This window comes from Pseudomonas sp. GW460-12-10-14-TSB1 (assembly GCF_017349775.1).
GTDB classification, from domain to species: Bacteria; Pseudomonadota; Gammaproteobacteria; order Pseudomonadales; family Pseudomonadaceae; genus Aquipseudomonas; species Aquipseudomonas piscium.
In genome coordinates, this window is the sequence record NZ_JACNAC010000042.1 from 34,049 (window position 1) to 48,003 (window position 13,955).

Here is a 13,955-nt window from a genome sequence, read left to right on the forward strand (position 1 = left end):
GAAGGTGGGGTTCAGACGGCGCTGGCTTCATCGCGCGCGCCGCCGCTGGCCGCGTCCTGCTCATGCAGGGCGCGCCAGGCGGCGCCCGGGCTGATGCCGTTGAGGTAGTAGTTGCCCAGCGCCCGCTCGCGGTAGATCGCCGGGTTGTGCGAAGCCAGAGTGCGGGCGTTGCGCCAGTGCCGGTCGAGGCGCCGGGCCTGGCTGGTGGCCGAAGCTCCACCGACTTCGAAGAGCAAAGTGGTGGCTTCCAGCGCCTGTTCGAGCACGATCTGCTGGGCCTGGTACACGCGGATATCCGCCTCGACGTAGTCGGACTCCCGTACCGTGCCGGCGAGTTCGGCCTGGTGCACGCCTTCGAGCACCTCGGCGGCGCCGAGCACCAGGGTCTCGCTGGCATAGGCCAGGCTCGACAAGCGCCCGATCACCCGCTGCACCAGGGGATCGTCCTTGGGGCTGGACTGGCCCGGCACGCCGAAGGCGCGGGTGCGGCCCTGGACGAACAGCGTGGCGTCCTGCAGCACCGCGCGGGCGATGCCGGCCAGGGTCGCCAGGTGGAACAGCTGATAGAAGGCCGACAGGTACGACTCGGCGCGCAGCTCGCCGGGCTTGAAGCGCCGCAGCACATGCTCGCTGGGCACCGCGACCTGCTGGAAACGGGTGGTGCCGCTGCCGGTCAGGCGCTGGCCGAAGCCGTCCCAGTCGTCTTCGCGGCTGACCCCGGGGGCGTCCACCGCCACCACCACGCTGACGAAATCCTCGTCCAGCATGGCCACGGCGGCGACCCAGTCGGCGTAGATCGCCCCGGTGCAGTAGTACTTCTCGCCGTCCAGCAGCCAGCCGGCGCCGGGATTCTGCGGGTCGGCGGCGCTGAGCCGCACTGAGTTGCTGGTGCTGTCGCCGCGCTCGGCCATGGCCGCGCCCCACAACTGACCGTCCAGCACCTTGGCGAACCAGTAGGTCTGGGACGCGCTGTCGCCACTGGACAGGCGCCCTTCGACGAAACCGAAATGGGCGCGGACGATCTGCGGCAGGTTCGAGTCGGCCGCGGCCAGGTCGATCAACAAGCGAAACAGCACTGGCAGGCTGATTCCGGCGCCGCCGTGGGCAAGCGGCACCCGCAACGCCGCGAACCCGGCTTCGCGCAGCCAGCCGACGGCGTCGAACGCCAGGCTGCGTTGCTGCTCGCGCTCGATGGCACCGGCGGCGATGCGCTCGAACAACGGGCGCAAGCGCTCATGCAACGCGGAGTAAGACTGGGGTTTGGGTGGATGTGCAGTCATGACAGGTCCTTGCGGGGTTTCACACGGCTTTCGCACGCGGATCGACCCAGTGATTGATCAGGTCGACCAGAAAGTTGACGACCACATAAATCGCCGCCGCCAGCAGGGTGATCCCCAGCAGCAACGGCACGTCCTTGCTGTTCGCCGCGTCGAGCATCAGCCGGCCGATGCCCTGGCGCGCGAACAGCAGCTCGATCACCACCGCCCCGCCGAGCAGGCTGGCGAAGACGAACCCCGACAGGGTCACCAGCGGCACCAGCGCGTGCCGCAGGGCATGCCGCAGGCGCACCCCGGTCTCGGACAGGCCGCGGGCCCGGGCCATGGCGATAAAGGGTTGTTCGAGGATGTCTTCCAGCGCCTGGCGCAAGACCTGGGTCAGCACCGCGGCGATCGGCAGCGCCAGGGCCAGGCTCGGCAGGATCAGCGCGCGCCAGCCCTTCGAGCCGGAAGGCGGCAACAGGTGCCAGCCGAAGGCGAACACCAGCAGCAGGGCCAGGCCGATGACGAAGGACGGCGCCGACGACAGCACCAGCTCGGTGCCGGACGCCAGCGAGCGAATCCAGCGCGCGCGGTTGGCGGTCAGCACCGCCACCCCGATCGCCAGCAGCACTGCCAGCACCGCCGCGGCCAGCGACAGTTGCACGGTGGCCGCCAGTTGCCCGCCGATTGCCTGCACCACCGGGATCCGCAGGCGATAGGAGTCGCCCAGGTCGCCTTGGGCCAGGCGCCCGAGGTACTGGCCGTATTGCACGATCAGCGGCTGGTCGAGACCGTATTCGGCGCGCACCCGGGCGATCAGCTCGGCGCTGGGCATGGCTTCCGGGCCGCCGAGGATCGCCAGGGCCGGGTCGCCGGCACTGAGGTTGAGCGCGAGAAAGGTCAGGGTCGCGGCGCCCCAGAGCACGCCGATCCCGGACAACAATCGGCGCAGGACGAGTCGCAGGCTGTTCATCGGGCCTCCTGGTCCAGCCAGACGCTGGTGAAAAAAGGTGTGTTGTGGGAGGTGTCGAAAATCAGGCCCTTGACCTGTTTGCGATAGGCCACCAGCACGTGGCTTTCGAACACCGGCACAGCGGGCACGGTTTCCACCAGGCGTTGCTGGGCAATCCGGTAGGCCGCGGCCAGCTCGACCGGGTCTTGCAGTTGGCGAGCGGCGGACAAGGCCCGGTCCAGCTCGGTATCCCGGAAGCGCCCGGCGTTCTGCCCGATCAGCTTGGGCGTGCTGATCGCCTGGCTGTGGTAGAGGATGAACAGGCCGTCCGGGGTGTTGGTGTGCCAGTAGCCGCCGGCGATTGCCTGGAAGTTGCTCGCGTAGCGGCGCTCGGTGACCTGGGCCAGGGGCAACTGGTCGATGGCCATCTCGAAGCCGATCTTCTTCAGGTCGGCCTGGATCGCCACCGGCACGCTGCTGGGAAAAGCCCCGGTTTCGTAGGTCAACAGCCGCGCCGCCAGCCGCTGGCCGTCCTTGACCCGGTAGCCCTGGGCATCGCGCTGGCTCCAGCCGGCCTGGTCGAGGATGCGGTTGGCGGCGTCGACGTCGTACGCCAGCACATCCTTGAACGCCGGGTCGTAGTAGCGGGTGTTGGCAGCGAGGAAATCGCCCTTGGGCAGGTACTCGCCAAACCCGGTGATCCAGGCCAGGCCTTCGCGGTCGATGGCCTTGGCCACCGCCCGGCGCACCTGCACGTCCTCGAAGGGAAAACGCTCGACGTTGAAGGTCAGGCTGCGAAACGGGTTGGCCTTGCGGATCCGACTGCGCATCTGCAACTCGGGGTTGGCGCGGATGGCCCGGGCATTCTGCGCCGGGGCGTCCACGGTGAAATCCGACTGGCCCGACTCCAGGGCGCTGAAGCGGATCATCGGCTCGGGCACGATGCTCAGCTCCAGGCGTTCCAGATAGGCTTCGCCCTGGTGCCGTGTGACCGGCGGCGCCCAGTTGTAGCCCTTGCGCCGGACGAAGCTGGCGCCCTGGTCGCGGGTGTAGCTTTCCAGCACGAAGGGCCCGGAGCCGATCGGCCGTTCGGCGATGGTCTTTGGCGCCTCGAGGATCTGCCGCGGCGAGATCATGCTCAGCCAGGACTGGGCGAGCACGTCGAGGAACGGCGTATAGGCTTCGCGCAGATGTGCCTCGAAGGTGTACTCATCGACGATCCGGCCGTCGACATAGGGCGCGATGTAGGCCGCCGCCAGGGGCGACTTGGTGGCTGGGTCGCGCATGTGTTCGAGGTTGACCTGCAGCGCCCGGGCGTTGAATTTCTCGCCGTCGCTGAAGGTCACGTCGTCGCGCAGGTGAAAGGTGTAGGTCTTGCCGTCGGCGGAGATCTCCCAGGACTTGGCCAGCCAGGGCGAGATATTGCCCTGCTCGTCCTGGTACAGCAGGCAGTCGAACAGGATCCGCCCCAGCCACTGCACATTGCCGTGGGAAATCGAATGCACGTCGAGGGTGGTGGTGTCGGACGAAGTCGACACCCGCAGGGTGCCGCCAGGTTTGCCGGGCGCGCTTTCACGGTAGTCCTCGGCGGCGTAGCTGAGGCTGCCGTTGTCCAGCCGGCCGTCACTCGGTTGGCCGTCACCGATGCGTGGCGCCTCGCCAGCCGGCTTGCAGGCGGCCAACGCCATCACGGCGACGAGCGCCGCCAGGCGGGCGAGCCTTGTGGTCAGGGTCATTGCTGTCTCCCACCACTGCCCGGTCGCCGTCGTGGGACGCGCCGGGCAGCAGCCGCGCTGGCTCAGAAGTTGTAGGCGATACCGGTGAAGGCACCGAAGCCGTCGCCCGGGTACAGCGACGCGGTGTCGCGGCCGTTGGCGTTGTAGGTCGGCAGCACGGCGGTCACGTAGTTCTGGTCGGTGAGGTTCTTCAGGTCCAGGTACAGCTGCCACTTCTTGCCCGGGTCGTCGTAGCCGAAGCGCGCGCCCCACAGGGTGTAGGACGGGGCGTAGAAGGTGTTGGCGTAGTCCACCGCGGTGCTCGACACCGCGCGCACGTTGATCCCGGCGTAGAAGCCGTTGGCGTACTGGTAGAACAGTTCGCCCTGGTAGACATGCTTGGGCAGGCCCGGCAGCTCGTTCTGGCTGAACAGCGGGTCGTTGCGGTAGTGGAAGTCGTTGAGGGTATAGGCCTGGCGCCAGCTCAGCACGTCGCCGTTGCCGCCTTGCCAGAGCCGCGTGGTGAGCCCGGCCTCGACGCCCTGGTGAATGGTCGGCGTGGCGTTCGAGGTGGAGACCACCGCGGCTGTGGTGCGGGTGGCCGGGAGCACTTCGACGTTAAGCAGCTCGTTCTTGATCCAGGATTTGTACAGGGTCAGGCTGCCGTCGAAGATCGCGTTCTTGCCACGGATGCCGAACTCCACAGTGTTGGCGCTTTGCGGCACCAGCGGCTTGGCGTAGTTGCTGGTGACCCCGGAACCGGAGCTGGACCAGGAGCTGGGCGGGTCGATGGAGCGGCTGGCGTTGGCGAACACCTGGACATCCGGGGTCAGGTAATAACGCAGGCCGGCGCGCGGCGCGAGCTTCCACTCGTCATAGCGGTAATGATCCGGCAGGCCGCTGGTGTTGGCGCGGTCGCTGAAGGTGACGTTGATATCGCGCTTGATCTCGATCGCCGAGAGCCCGCTGGACAGGTACAGGTTGTCGGTCAGGCCGAGGTCGTTGCCGAGGGTGAACACATGGTCGAACGAGCCGTCGTACTCGACTTGTTTCTGCAGCACGCCCAGGTCCTTGTCGCCCCGGTAGGTACGCACCCCGGAGCGGATATGCTCGGTGCTGCTCCAACCGACGGTGGTGGTGCTCGGCAGGCCGAACACCTGGTCGTGGCGACTGTACTTGAGCGAATAGTTGATGTCGCGCCAGTCCCAGTAGTTGGGGTTGACGCTGCTCTGGCGGCTGAGGATCTGCGGGTAATTGTGGTACACCAGCCCGGCTTCGAGGGTGGCATCGTCGTCGAAGGTGTAGGTGGTCTTGCTGCCGACCCAGGTCGAGCCGCGCTTGGTCGAGTCGCCCCGGGCATCGCGCACGGCGGCGGTGGTCTTCGACGAGTCGTGCTTGATCTGCGCGCGGGTCAGCGGTGCCGAGTTCTCGTGGTACTCCTCGCGGTAGCGCACGTAGAGGCGGGTTTCCAGTTTCGGGTTGAAGCGATAACCGAAGTTGGTCACCACACCCTTGGCCTTGGTGAAGGTGAAATCCTGGTAACCGTCGCGCCGCGAATTGTCGACGCTGACGAAGTAATCGCCATCCCCCACTACACCGCCGGTGCTGAGGGTCTGTTTCTGCCAGCCGAAACTGCCGCCCTCGACCTTGATCCGGTTACCCGGCGCGGTCAGCCCCGAGTTGGTCACGAAGTTGATCGCGCCCCCCAGGGACAAGGCACCGTATTCGAAGGCATTCGCGCCGCGCAGTACCTCGGTGTAGTTCAGGCCCTGGGTATCCAGCAGCTCATAGGGCGTGCCGCCCGGGCCGGTCAGGGCCAGGCCGTCGAACAGGAACTTGGTGCCCTCGCGGAAATAACCCGGCGAGGTATTGGCCCCGGAGCCGCGGATGGAAATCTTGATCGCATCGTTGCCGCCCGCCGCCTGGGCATACACCCCGGGCTGATAGGCCAGGGTGTCTTCGAGGGTCGCCGAGCGGCCCTTCTCCACCTCTGCCTGGGTCACCAGGCTGGTGCCGCCGGGGATCTCGTCGAGTGCCGCCTGGGCGGCTTGCGCGGCTGTCTGCTTGGCCGCCTCGACCGTGACCGTGCCCAGGCGCTTCTCGCCGGCCACCGGAGCCTCGGCGGCCGAGGCCCCAGAGGCCAGACCGAGTACCGCGGTGCCTACGGCGAATAAAGAGGAATGACGGAAGGTTGTTGCGGTTGTCGCGGCTGTTGTCAGAGACACATGCTTCAAGGTCTTGCTCCCCACCTGATTAAAAAATAGGCGAGTTTCTATAGGTATAGTCAATCTCCCTTGGGCCAATGCACCGACCATGCCAAATGGCAAAGTGCTTTATCTGTTGGCTTTCAAGGAGTTGGCTGGAGCAAGCGGGTTGTTGCAAAACGACGTGAGTGTTCAGCCGCTGTTGCCTGGCGGACAGCTGGAGGCGTCCAGTCCATCGATTGCCGGTGAGCCCAATGAAAAACGGGCGCCTGCCACGGCGCCCGTTTTCCTGGCCAATGGCTGGCCGCCCTGCTCTCGCTGATCCGCTCAGCCAGACGCCTTGCTCGCCGCCAGATAAGGCGCCAGGCGGCGCGCCATTTCCTCGCCGAGGGCCTGCAGGCCGCTCATGGGACGGACCATCACCTCGAACTCGACGATCTTGCCGGCTTCGTCGAAGCGGATCAGGTCGATGCCCTTGATCTGCCGCTCGCCGACCCTTGCGCTGAACTCCAGCACCACGCTCAGGCCATCGGCGGTGACCAGTTCGCGGTGATAGGCGAAGTCGCTGAACACCTTGAACACGGTATTGAGGATGGTCGAGACCACCGGCGCGCCCGGATAAGGCGTATGGGCCATGGGCGAGCGGAATACCACTTTCGAATCCAGCAGTTCAGGCAAGGCGCTCAGGTCACCCTGGGCAAGCATGGCGTGCCAGCGTTGCAGCGAGGCGGCAGCCTGGGGATGCAGTTTCAGATCGGACATGGTGTTCTCCTGTCGCTTGTAAGGGTCGGACTTGGGAGCTGTGGTTCGGTGCGATTGACCGGGTCACCATAAGCGCCGGGCACGGCGCGCAACAATGATCGCAAGTGACACTTGACTGATCGCAATGAGCAATCCCCGTGGCGGCCCTCTTCAGGACTGGCAGAGTTGCTCGAACAGTCTGGCGTGCTGCGGGAAGCCTTCGCTGAGCTGGCGCTTGCAGCCCAGCTGCATGTCCGCGTAGTCGAATCCGGGGCACACCGCCTCACTGATCAGGCCGTAGCCCGCTGCACCGGGCAGCAGCCGCGAGGCCTTCCACACGCCGCCGGGAACATGCAGTTGCAAGCACTGACCGGCCAACACATCGCTGCCCATCACTCGGGTTTCCAGGCGGCCATCCGGGAACAGCAGGCAGTATTCGAGGGCGTCTCCGAGGTGGAAGTAATGCAGGATGTCGGACTGGTTCAGATGGAAGTGACCGATGGGTGAATCCCCGGTCAGCAGGTAATAGATGGAGGTCATCAAGTAACGCTGCCCACCCGCGCTGGCGAGCATCGGCCGCTGGTCCGTCTGGAAGGTCCGGCGGTAGTAGCCGCCTTCCGTATGCGGTTCCAGGTTGAGGGCGGTGAGCAGTTGTTGTGCGCTGCAATCAGGCTTGGGCGGGAGCTGGTCAGTCATGTCGAGGATCACAGGTCAGGGAGTTGCTCCCAGCGTAGCAGCGCCTCGCCCTGGCGCCCCTGGGCCGGCCCGACCTGCCGTGCGAAGGCAGATCGGGCCCAGGTCACTTACGTCCGCCGCGAACCGGCGACCTTGCCGACCGGCACGGACTTGCGTGACAGGGTCCTGGTCCGACGCAGGTAACGCACGGCCCAGACCAGCAGCATGCCCAGGCTCAACAGCAGCGGAACCAGGGCGATGTTGAGCATCTTCAAGGTCCTTCCAAGCTCATCGATATCGGCGTTCAGCTGGTATTGCACCTCGCGCAGCTCCTTGCGAATGCGGGTTTTCTCCTGCATGAACTGACGCACCGTCGCCTGCTGTTCGGCGCTGAGGGTCTCGCCCTTGTCCGAGGAGCCTTGCAATTGCTGCAGCTTGCCTTCGGTTTCCTCAAGACTTTCCTCGAGGGCGAAGCGTTTGGCCCGGAAGCTGGCTTCGGCCTGGCGGCGCAATTGCTCCACCACCACGAACGGACGGCTGTAGGGGCCGCGCGAGCGCAGGCTGTTCAGGGCGTCCGAGCCAGAGAGGTTGTCCAGGGTATTGAGCACGAAGGAGGCGTTGTCGGCCCAGGGCCGCGTTGCCGGGCGCCCGTTGATGTCCTGCATTTCCAGCCACATCCGGTCGCTCAACAGGTCCGTATCGGCCACCACCACCAGGTTGACCTGCTGCGCTTCCTTGAGGCCGTCCTTGCGCCCCTCGATGCCGTCGGCAAAGGCGCTCTGTACCGGACCCTGCACCCGGGCGGCGATAACGTAACGCTGACTCGGCTGCTCCTGGTCGCGCACCAATTGTTTGCGGTCGACGGGCTTGTCGAAACGGTCCGCCTCGAAGGCCTTGGCCGAGTCGGAGCTGTACATCAGCGGGGTAAAGCGCGTGCTGGCGCCGGCCACCGGCTCGAGGATGCCAGCGGTGGTCAGGGCGATAAACTCCAGCCCGGCAGTACTCGGGTCCTGTTGGCTCAGCGCGGCTTGCGGCACACCCAGGGTGAACGGCCGCGGCGTCGGACGCCCATCCTCCTCGGCACTCTCCAGCAAGGCATAGAGGTTGTCCCCCAGGACCTTGCCCGGCTGCATATGGATGCCCCAGGCCTTGAACAACGGCTCGAGATTGGAGGATTTGTCCTTGCTCTGGATGCCGAAGTACTCCTCGCCTGAGTCCTGCTCGCTGTAGGGGTCGACGAAGGCCAGCAGCTTGCCGCCGCGCAGCACGAACTGGTCGATGGCGTACAGGGTCGGCTGCGAGAGTTTTTTCGGGTGCAGCAACATCAAGATGTCGACGTCTTTCGGGATGTCCTGGGTATCGGGCTTGAGCTGTTGCAGATCGAACTCCCGGCGCAGCTCCTGGATCAGCATCCACGGCTCGGTCTTGCTCTGCGTGCGGATATCGAAGCCACCGTTGGCCGGCAGGCTGGTCAGCAGGCCCAGGGTCGGGCGCTTGGGGTTGGCCAGGGCTTGCAGCAAGCGGCTGATGTCGTACTCGAGAAACTCTTCCTGGTCCGGCGCAAAAAACTCGATCGTCTGGGCGTTGTTCTGCTCATCGGTACCGGCCAGGCCGAAATACACCGGCGCCCCGCCCTGCCCCAGCGGTACGGCTTGCAGGCCGAACTCGCTGGCCTTGTCCTCTTCCGCGGAAAACGGCAGCGGGTCGATGACATGCAGGCGGATCTTGCCGTCAGCCTCGCGCTCATAAACCTTGAGCAGTTCCTGGACTCGCTGGGCATAGCCACGCATCGGCACCAGCTCCTTCGAGCCACTGTCGGAAAAGTAGAAATACAGGTCGAGCGGTTGTTTCAGCTCCGCGAGAATCTGCCGGGTACCGGCGCTGATGGAATAGAGCTTGTTCTGGGTCAGGTCGAGCCGGACGCCCGTGAGCAGTAGCCCGGTCGCCAGGTTGAAGGCCAGGAACAGCAAGGCAATCAGCAACAGGCCGGAAGTGGAATACAGCATGCGTTTCATCGAATCGTCCTCACTCGGCTTTCTTCAGGTTGACCGTCACCACCGTGGCCATCAGCCAGGCGACGATCACGCTGAGGAAATACAGCGGATCGCGCAGGTCGATCAGCCCTTTGCTGATCGTGCCGAAATGGGTCAGCAGGCTCAGCGAGGCCAGCAAGTCCAACAGCCATTGCGGCGCCCAGGGGTTGAGTGCATCCAGCACCAGGGAGAAACCGCAGGCGACGAACAGGAAACACACCAGGAAGGCGAGGATCAGGGCGATCACCTGGCTCTTGGCCATGGCCGACATGCAGGAACCGATCGCCAGGTAGGTGCCGGCGAGCAACCAACTGCCCAGGTAGCCGGTCAGGATCACGCCGTTGTCCGGGTTGCCCAGGTAATTCACAGTCAGCACCATGGGCAGGGTCAGCAACAGAGTGATGCCGGCGACGACCCAGGCGGCGAGGAACTTGCCGACCACCGCTTCGAAACAGCTCACCGGCAGGGTCATCAGCAGTTCGATGCTGCCGGACTTGCGCTCCTCCGACCACAGGCGCATGGCCAGGGCCGGCAGCAGGAACAGATAAAGCCAGGGATGGACGTCGAAGAACGGCGCCAGGTCTGCCTGGTTGCGCTCGTAGAAACTGCCCAGGTAGAAGGTGAAGACGCCCGAGAGCACCAGGAAGATCTCGATGAACACGAAGGCCAGCGGCGTGGCGAAATAACTGCCCAGCTCGCGTTTGAAAATCACCGGTAGCTGTCTCATGCCGATTCTCCCCGGGTCAGGGTCTGGAACACTTCGTCGAGACGGCCCTGCTCCAGCTCCAGGCGCTTCATCTTCCAGCCACGCGCAGTCACCAACGCGTTGACCTGAGGGAAAATCACCTCGCCAGGCCGCGCCAGCAGCGTCAGGCTGCCCTCGGCCGGGTTCTGCTCGACGCCTGCCACGCCCGGCAAGACCACCAGGGCCAGCAGGTCCAGCGGTTCGTCGGCCTGCAAGGTCACCGCCTGGCGATAGCGGGAACTGCGCTCCAGCTCATACGGCGTGCTGTCAGCCAGCAAGCGGCCATTGCTGATGATCAGGGCGCGGTTACAGACGGCCGAGACTTCTTCGAGGATATGGGTCGAGATGATCACGATCTTGTCCTGGCCCAGGTCCTGGATCAGTTGGCGAACCAGTTGTTTCTGGTTGGGGTCGAGCCCGTCGGTGGGTTCGTCGAGAATCAGCACCCGCGGATCGTGGAGGATCGCCTGGCCCAGGCCGACCCGGCGGGTGAAGCCCTTGGACAGGGTCTCGATGGTCTGGCGGCGGACGTCGCCCAGTTCCAGCAGGTCGATCACCCGGTCCACCCGTTCGCGCTTCTGCGCGCCGCGATAGCCGCGAACACTGGCAATGAACTCGAGAAAACCCTGTACCGCCATGTCGCTGTAGCTGGGCGCGCCTTCCGGCAGGTAACCCATCTGCCGCTGAGCGTGGCGGGTCTGGGTGCGGATATCGAACCCCAGGATGCTCGCGGTGCCGGAGGTCGGCGCCAGAAAGCCGGTGAGCATTTTCATCGTGGTGGATTTGCCTGCACCGTTTGGCCCGAGAATCCCCAGTACTTCTCCCGGGCCGATATGACAGGACAGATCGTCGACCGCGACCTGTCCGGAAAAAGACTTGGTTAGTTTGGATATTTCAATCATGGCTTCCAGGTTCAGCAAGAGAAGTCTGAGGTAAACAGCCAAAGGCCATTCATATTCAGAAGAGGTTGAGATTGGGTAGTTGCAACAGGATCAATAGCTGTGTTGTGCCGGAATGGGCGCAATACAATACACGCTGATATTTTTAATGCGGATATAAAGCCATATGAATAAGAGTATTCAATAGAAATATAAGATTTATCCTAAATAGCGACAGCATTGTTCCTAAAGCCGACTGACGTTATTTCCTAGTATCCTAGCGCTCATATTTTTACTTGAGTTTACTGGGTGACACATGCTCTTACGCACTATCTTCATTGAAAACAAAGAGCAGCAAATGCTGACGGCGGCTTTGCTCTGCAGTTTTTCTGTTCCGGAAGCAGGTCGAAACTTTCTCGCCTATAGCCTCAACGAAAGCCTTGATGAGGATAATCTACGCGTCTATATCGCCTTGTTATTCAACGAAGGGGGCACTTACTGCCTGGGCGCCCTGGACTCGGACGAGGATGGGCAGCTGGCGATTCGCGTGTTCAGCCAGATCCTGCGCGAGGCCGCCACCGGCGAACAGCGTGAAAGCGATGTGCCCTACCATCTGCTGGACCTGAACAAACAACAGTTGCCCGCCGCCGCGGCGGCGGACCATCGTCTGTTGAGCACCAAGAAGGAGTGGATCGCCAAGCTGCTGAGCTTCCAGGCTTCGGCTCAATTCGGCTCGGCGATCGAACATTCGCCCACCGCCATCGATGACCAGCAACTCGACGCCGCCCTGGCGCAGCTCGACGAGCAGGCGGGCGAAAGCGCCGAACAAGAACGCCACGAATCCACCGAGACGGCGGGCAACTCCGAAACGCAAAGCCCCCAGCCAGAAGCGCCCACGACCGAAATCCGCTACTCCGATGCCGGCTCCCTGCCGATGCCAGCCGAGCAGCAGCCTCCGACCGAACCCCAGGATGAAGACTGGCCTTTCCCGGGCACCGACCCCGAGCACTTCCTGCAGGATGTCGAGGCGAGCCTGATGGAATTTTCCAGCATCGCCAACCGGCTCAAGCAACAGAAACAGCAAAGCCAGGCGCAACAGCAAACCCTGGACTCCAGAGCGTCTCAATTGCAGGAGAAAGAGCGCCTGCTCGAACAGAAGGAAGAGCAGTTAGAGCAACTGCAACGGCAACTTGATCAGGATCGGCAATCCGACAGCACTATACGTGCGCAACAAGAAGCCCGTCAGGGCGAACTGGATAAACGTGAAGAAACATTGCAGCAAAAAACCAGGGAGCTGGCGGACCAATTCAGGAAGCTCAAGCATGCCAAGGACAACTTCAACAACACCCTGAAAAACCTCAACGAGATCATTCAACTCAATGAGGATGTGCTCTCCGAATGAACTTGCCTTGGTCGCCGGGCAAACTTGGGCTATTACCAAGGCCGGTAAAACCTGAAGCGACTCAATTACAAACTACCTGTTTTATCCAACGGGTCGTTATTCAGATAGCGGTCTTTGACTTTCTCGATATAACCGTCACGGCGCATGGCCTCTATGGCTTTCGCAACATCGGTCACCACTTCGGCGTCGCACACTTTGGAACAGGCCAGGTAAAGCTCATGACTCACCATAGGCGGGCTCATCAACAGCGGCCGGCTGGAGACGCGCTGCCAGATATACCGGCTTTCCTGAACCCCGTTGAACCAGGCGTCCACCCTGCCCTTCAACAGCAATTGCGCGGGGTTCTCGCCGATCTTGATGGGATAGATCTGCTCCGGGGCGAAGCCTTTGCTGCGCAGGATTTCTTCCTGGGCACTGCCCAGCCCCACGGCGATGGTCTTGAAGCGCTGCCGGGCTTCGTCGAAGGTCGCCACTTTATGCTCGAGACTGAAAAATGCCCTGTCCATCTGCATGATCGGGGCAATCCAGGTGTAGCGATCTTCCCGTTCGGGTGTCCGGCTGAGCGGCGCGAGCAGGACGCTGTCCTTTTCGAGGGCATATTTCTGCGCCCGCGCCCACGGCAGGGTTCTCAGTTCGCTGGCATATCCGGCTTTTTTCAGTGCCCGCAAAACAACATCGCCGACTATGCCGTGACGCTCGCCCTGGTTGACCATGGTCAGGGGTGGCGCGTCCGGCATCAGCAACTCGAGAGACTCGTGTGCCTCGAGCACAGGAACCCTTCCCAGCAATAGCGGCAGTAACAACAGGCTGAAAAGAGAAACGCCTTTGGCTGGTGTTCTGTCAATCACACAACGAGCCTCTTGTTGGCTTCTATTCGTTATTGAGTGGCCGGTGGTTATTCAACGGTGAATGGTAGAGCAGTGTTATTGCCGGCGCCTTCCCTCCCCCGGACTCTGCCGACAAGAGTGCCGTTTGACTTCAGGCAAGCGATCGAGCGCCGCTACAAGCCCGACGGAGTATACGACGGGAACGCCACGGCCCTGTCAAAGGTCGTATCGGTCGGCGCCCCGAAGGTGTCAAGGCAGCAAGATAGAGCGTCCACGGGTCGGTGATGTGCAAACGGATGCTCCTTAGTTCATGTGGTGTTTGAAAACAGTGGCGCCTGCAAAGGTAAAAGAACCTCTCTCGGCCAAGCGACTTTCACCCCTGTTATCCGCGAAAAAAACACCTTGGGGATGCTGTAACGAGGGTTTTCCCGATCAACTAGTGGCGAAGTCTGAACACTGGCTGTCTAGGTGAAAGATAAACGCTCCGTTGGCCTTTTTTTCATGTTCGTTTCACATTTTTCCGC

General features: G+C 63.2%; 12 protein-coding genes. 2 read left to right on the forward strand and 10 right to left on the reverse strand.

The features are described from left to right. Positions 1–11 precede the first annotated feature (11 nt). From J4D52_RS21740 to J4D52_RS21755, 4 genes are all read right to left on the reverse strand, one after another. The gene (locus J4D52_RS21740; RefSeq protein WP_102677613.1) at positions 12–1,280 is read right to left on the reverse strand and encodes an acyl-CoA dehydrogenase family protein; all 1,269 of its coding nucleotides are present in this window, start codon (positions 1,278–1,280) and stop codon (positions 12–14) included. Between the two features lie 19 nt (positions 1,281–1,299). After that, the gene (locus J4D52_RS21745; RefSeq protein ID WP_102677612.1) at positions 1,300–2,232 is read right to left on the reverse strand and encodes an ABC transporter permease; all 933 of its coding nucleotides are present in this window, start codon (positions 2,230–2,232) and stop codon (positions 1,300–1,302) included. After that, on the reverse strand, positions 2,229–3,947 hold the full coding sequence (locus J4D52_RS21750; protein ID WP_102677611.1) for an ABC transporter substrate-binding protein: 1,719 nt from the start codon (positions 3,945–3,947) through the stop codon (positions 2,229–2,231). The genes J4D52_RS21745 and J4D52_RS21750 overlap by 4 nt, the downstream gene beginning before the upstream one ends. Positions 3,948–4,009: 62 nt before the next feature. After that, on the reverse strand, positions 4,010–6,151 hold the full coding sequence (locus tag J4D52_RS21755) for a TonB-dependent receptor domain-containing protein (protein WP_051519236.1): 2,142 nt from the start codon (positions 6,149–6,151) through the stop codon (positions 4,010–4,012). Between the two features lie 88 nt (positions 6,152–6,239). Between J4D52_RS21755 and J4D52_RS21760 the strand changes: the two genes are divergently transcribed. Then, positions 6,240–6,452, forward strand: coding sequence for a hypothetical protein (locus tag J4D52_RS21760; protein ID WP_124302931.1), 213 nt, complete (start codon positions 6,240–6,242; stop codon positions 6,450–6,452). A 5-nt stretch (positions 6,453–6,457) separates the two neighbouring features. Here J4D52_RS21760 and J4D52_RS21765 read toward each other — a convergent pair whose 3' ends face one another. From J4D52_RS21765 to J4D52_RS21785, 5 genes are all read right to left on the reverse strand, one after another. After that, on the reverse strand, positions 6,458–6,892 hold the full coding sequence (locus J4D52_RS21765; RefSeq protein ID WP_102677610.1) for a nuclear transport factor 2 family protein: 435 nt from the start codon (positions 6,890–6,892) through the stop codon (positions 6,458–6,460). Positions 6,893–7,042: 150 nt separating this feature from the next. Further along, the gene (locus tag J4D52_RS21770; RefSeq protein WP_102677609.1) at positions 7,043–7,567 is read right to left on the reverse strand and encodes a cupin domain-containing protein; all 525 of its coding nucleotides are present in this window, start codon (positions 7,565–7,567) and stop codon (positions 7,043–7,045) included. Positions 7,568–7,674: 107 nt separating this feature from the next. Continuing rightward, entirely contained in the window at positions 7,675–9,561 is a 1,887-nt protein-coding gene (locus tag J4D52_RS21775) for a Gldg family protein (RefSeq protein WP_102677608.1), read from the reverse strand. Positions 9,562–9,571: 10 nt separating this feature from the next. Next, on the reverse strand, positions 9,572–10,306 hold the full coding sequence (locus tag J4D52_RS21780; protein ID WP_025808948.1) for an ABC transporter permease subunit: 735 nt from the start codon (positions 10,304–10,306) through the stop codon (positions 9,572–9,574). Then, on the reverse strand, positions 10,303–11,226 hold the full coding sequence (locus J4D52_RS21785; protein WP_025808949.1) for an ABC transporter ATP-binding protein: 924 nt from the start codon (positions 11,224–11,226) through the stop codon (positions 10,303–10,305). The genes J4D52_RS21780 and J4D52_RS21785 overlap by 4 nt, the downstream gene beginning before the upstream one ends. Positions 11,227–11,560: 334 nt before the next feature. Between J4D52_RS21785 and J4D52_RS21790 the strand changes: the two genes are divergently transcribed. After that, entirely contained in the window at positions 11,561–12,604 is a 1,044-nt protein-coding gene (locus J4D52_RS21790) for a hypothetical protein (protein ID WP_256581568.1), read from the forward strand. A gap of 65 nt (positions 12,605–12,669) precedes the next feature. Here J4D52_RS21790 and J4D52_RS21795 read toward each other — a convergent pair whose 3' ends face one another. Continuing rightward, a complete protein-coding gene (locus J4D52_RS21795; RefSeq protein ID WP_063430698.1) occupies positions 12,670–13,452 on the reverse strand; it encodes an ABC transporter substrate-binding protein in 783 nt (260 codons plus the stop codon). Positions 13,453–13,955: the final 503 nt, after the last annotated feature.

Excerpts from the sequence above, each read along its gene's own strand:
- J4D52_RS21770 (WP_102677609.1), bottom strand. The coding sequence starts at position 7,567 with ATGACTGACCAGCTCCCGCCCAAGCCTGATTGCAGCGCACAACAACTG.
- J4D52_RS21760 (WP_124302931.1), top strand. The coding sequence starts at position 6,240 with ATGCCAAATGGCAAAGTGCTTTATCTGTTGGCTTTCAAGGAGTTGGCT.
- J4D52_RS21780 (WP_025808948.1), bottom strand. The coding sequence starts at position 10,306 with ATGAGACAGCTACCGGTGATTTTCAAACGCGAGCTGGGCAGTTATTTC.
- J4D52_RS21740 (WP_102677613.1), bottom strand. The coding sequence starts at position 1,280 with ATGACTGCACATCCACCCAAACCCCAGTCTTACTCCGCGTTGCATGAG.
- J4D52_RS21775 (WP_102677608.1), bottom strand. The coding sequence starts at position 9,561 with ATGAAACGCATGCTGTATTCCACTTCCGGCCTGTTGCTGATTGCCTTG.
- J4D52_RS21790 (WP_256581568.1), top strand. The coding sequence starts at position 11,561 with ATGCTGACGGCGGCTTTGCTCTGCAGTTTTTCTGTTCCGGAAGCAGGT.
- J4D52_RS21765 (WP_102677610.1), bottom strand. The coding sequence starts at position 6,892 with ATGTCCGATCTGAAACTGCATCCCCAGGCTGCCGCCTCGCTGCAACGC.
- J4D52_RS21745 (WP_102677612.1), bottom strand. The coding sequence starts at position 2,232 with ATGAACAGCCTGCGACTCGTCCTGCGCCGATTGTTGTCCGGGATCGGC.
- J4D52_RS21785 (WP_025808949.1), bottom strand. The coding sequence starts at position 11,226 with ATGATTGAAATATCCAAACTAACCAAGTCTTTTTCCGGACAGGTCGCG.
- J4D52_RS21750 (WP_102677611.1), bottom strand. The coding sequence starts at position 3,947 with ATGACCCTGACCACAAGGCTCGCCCGCCTGGCGGCGCTCGTCGCCGTG.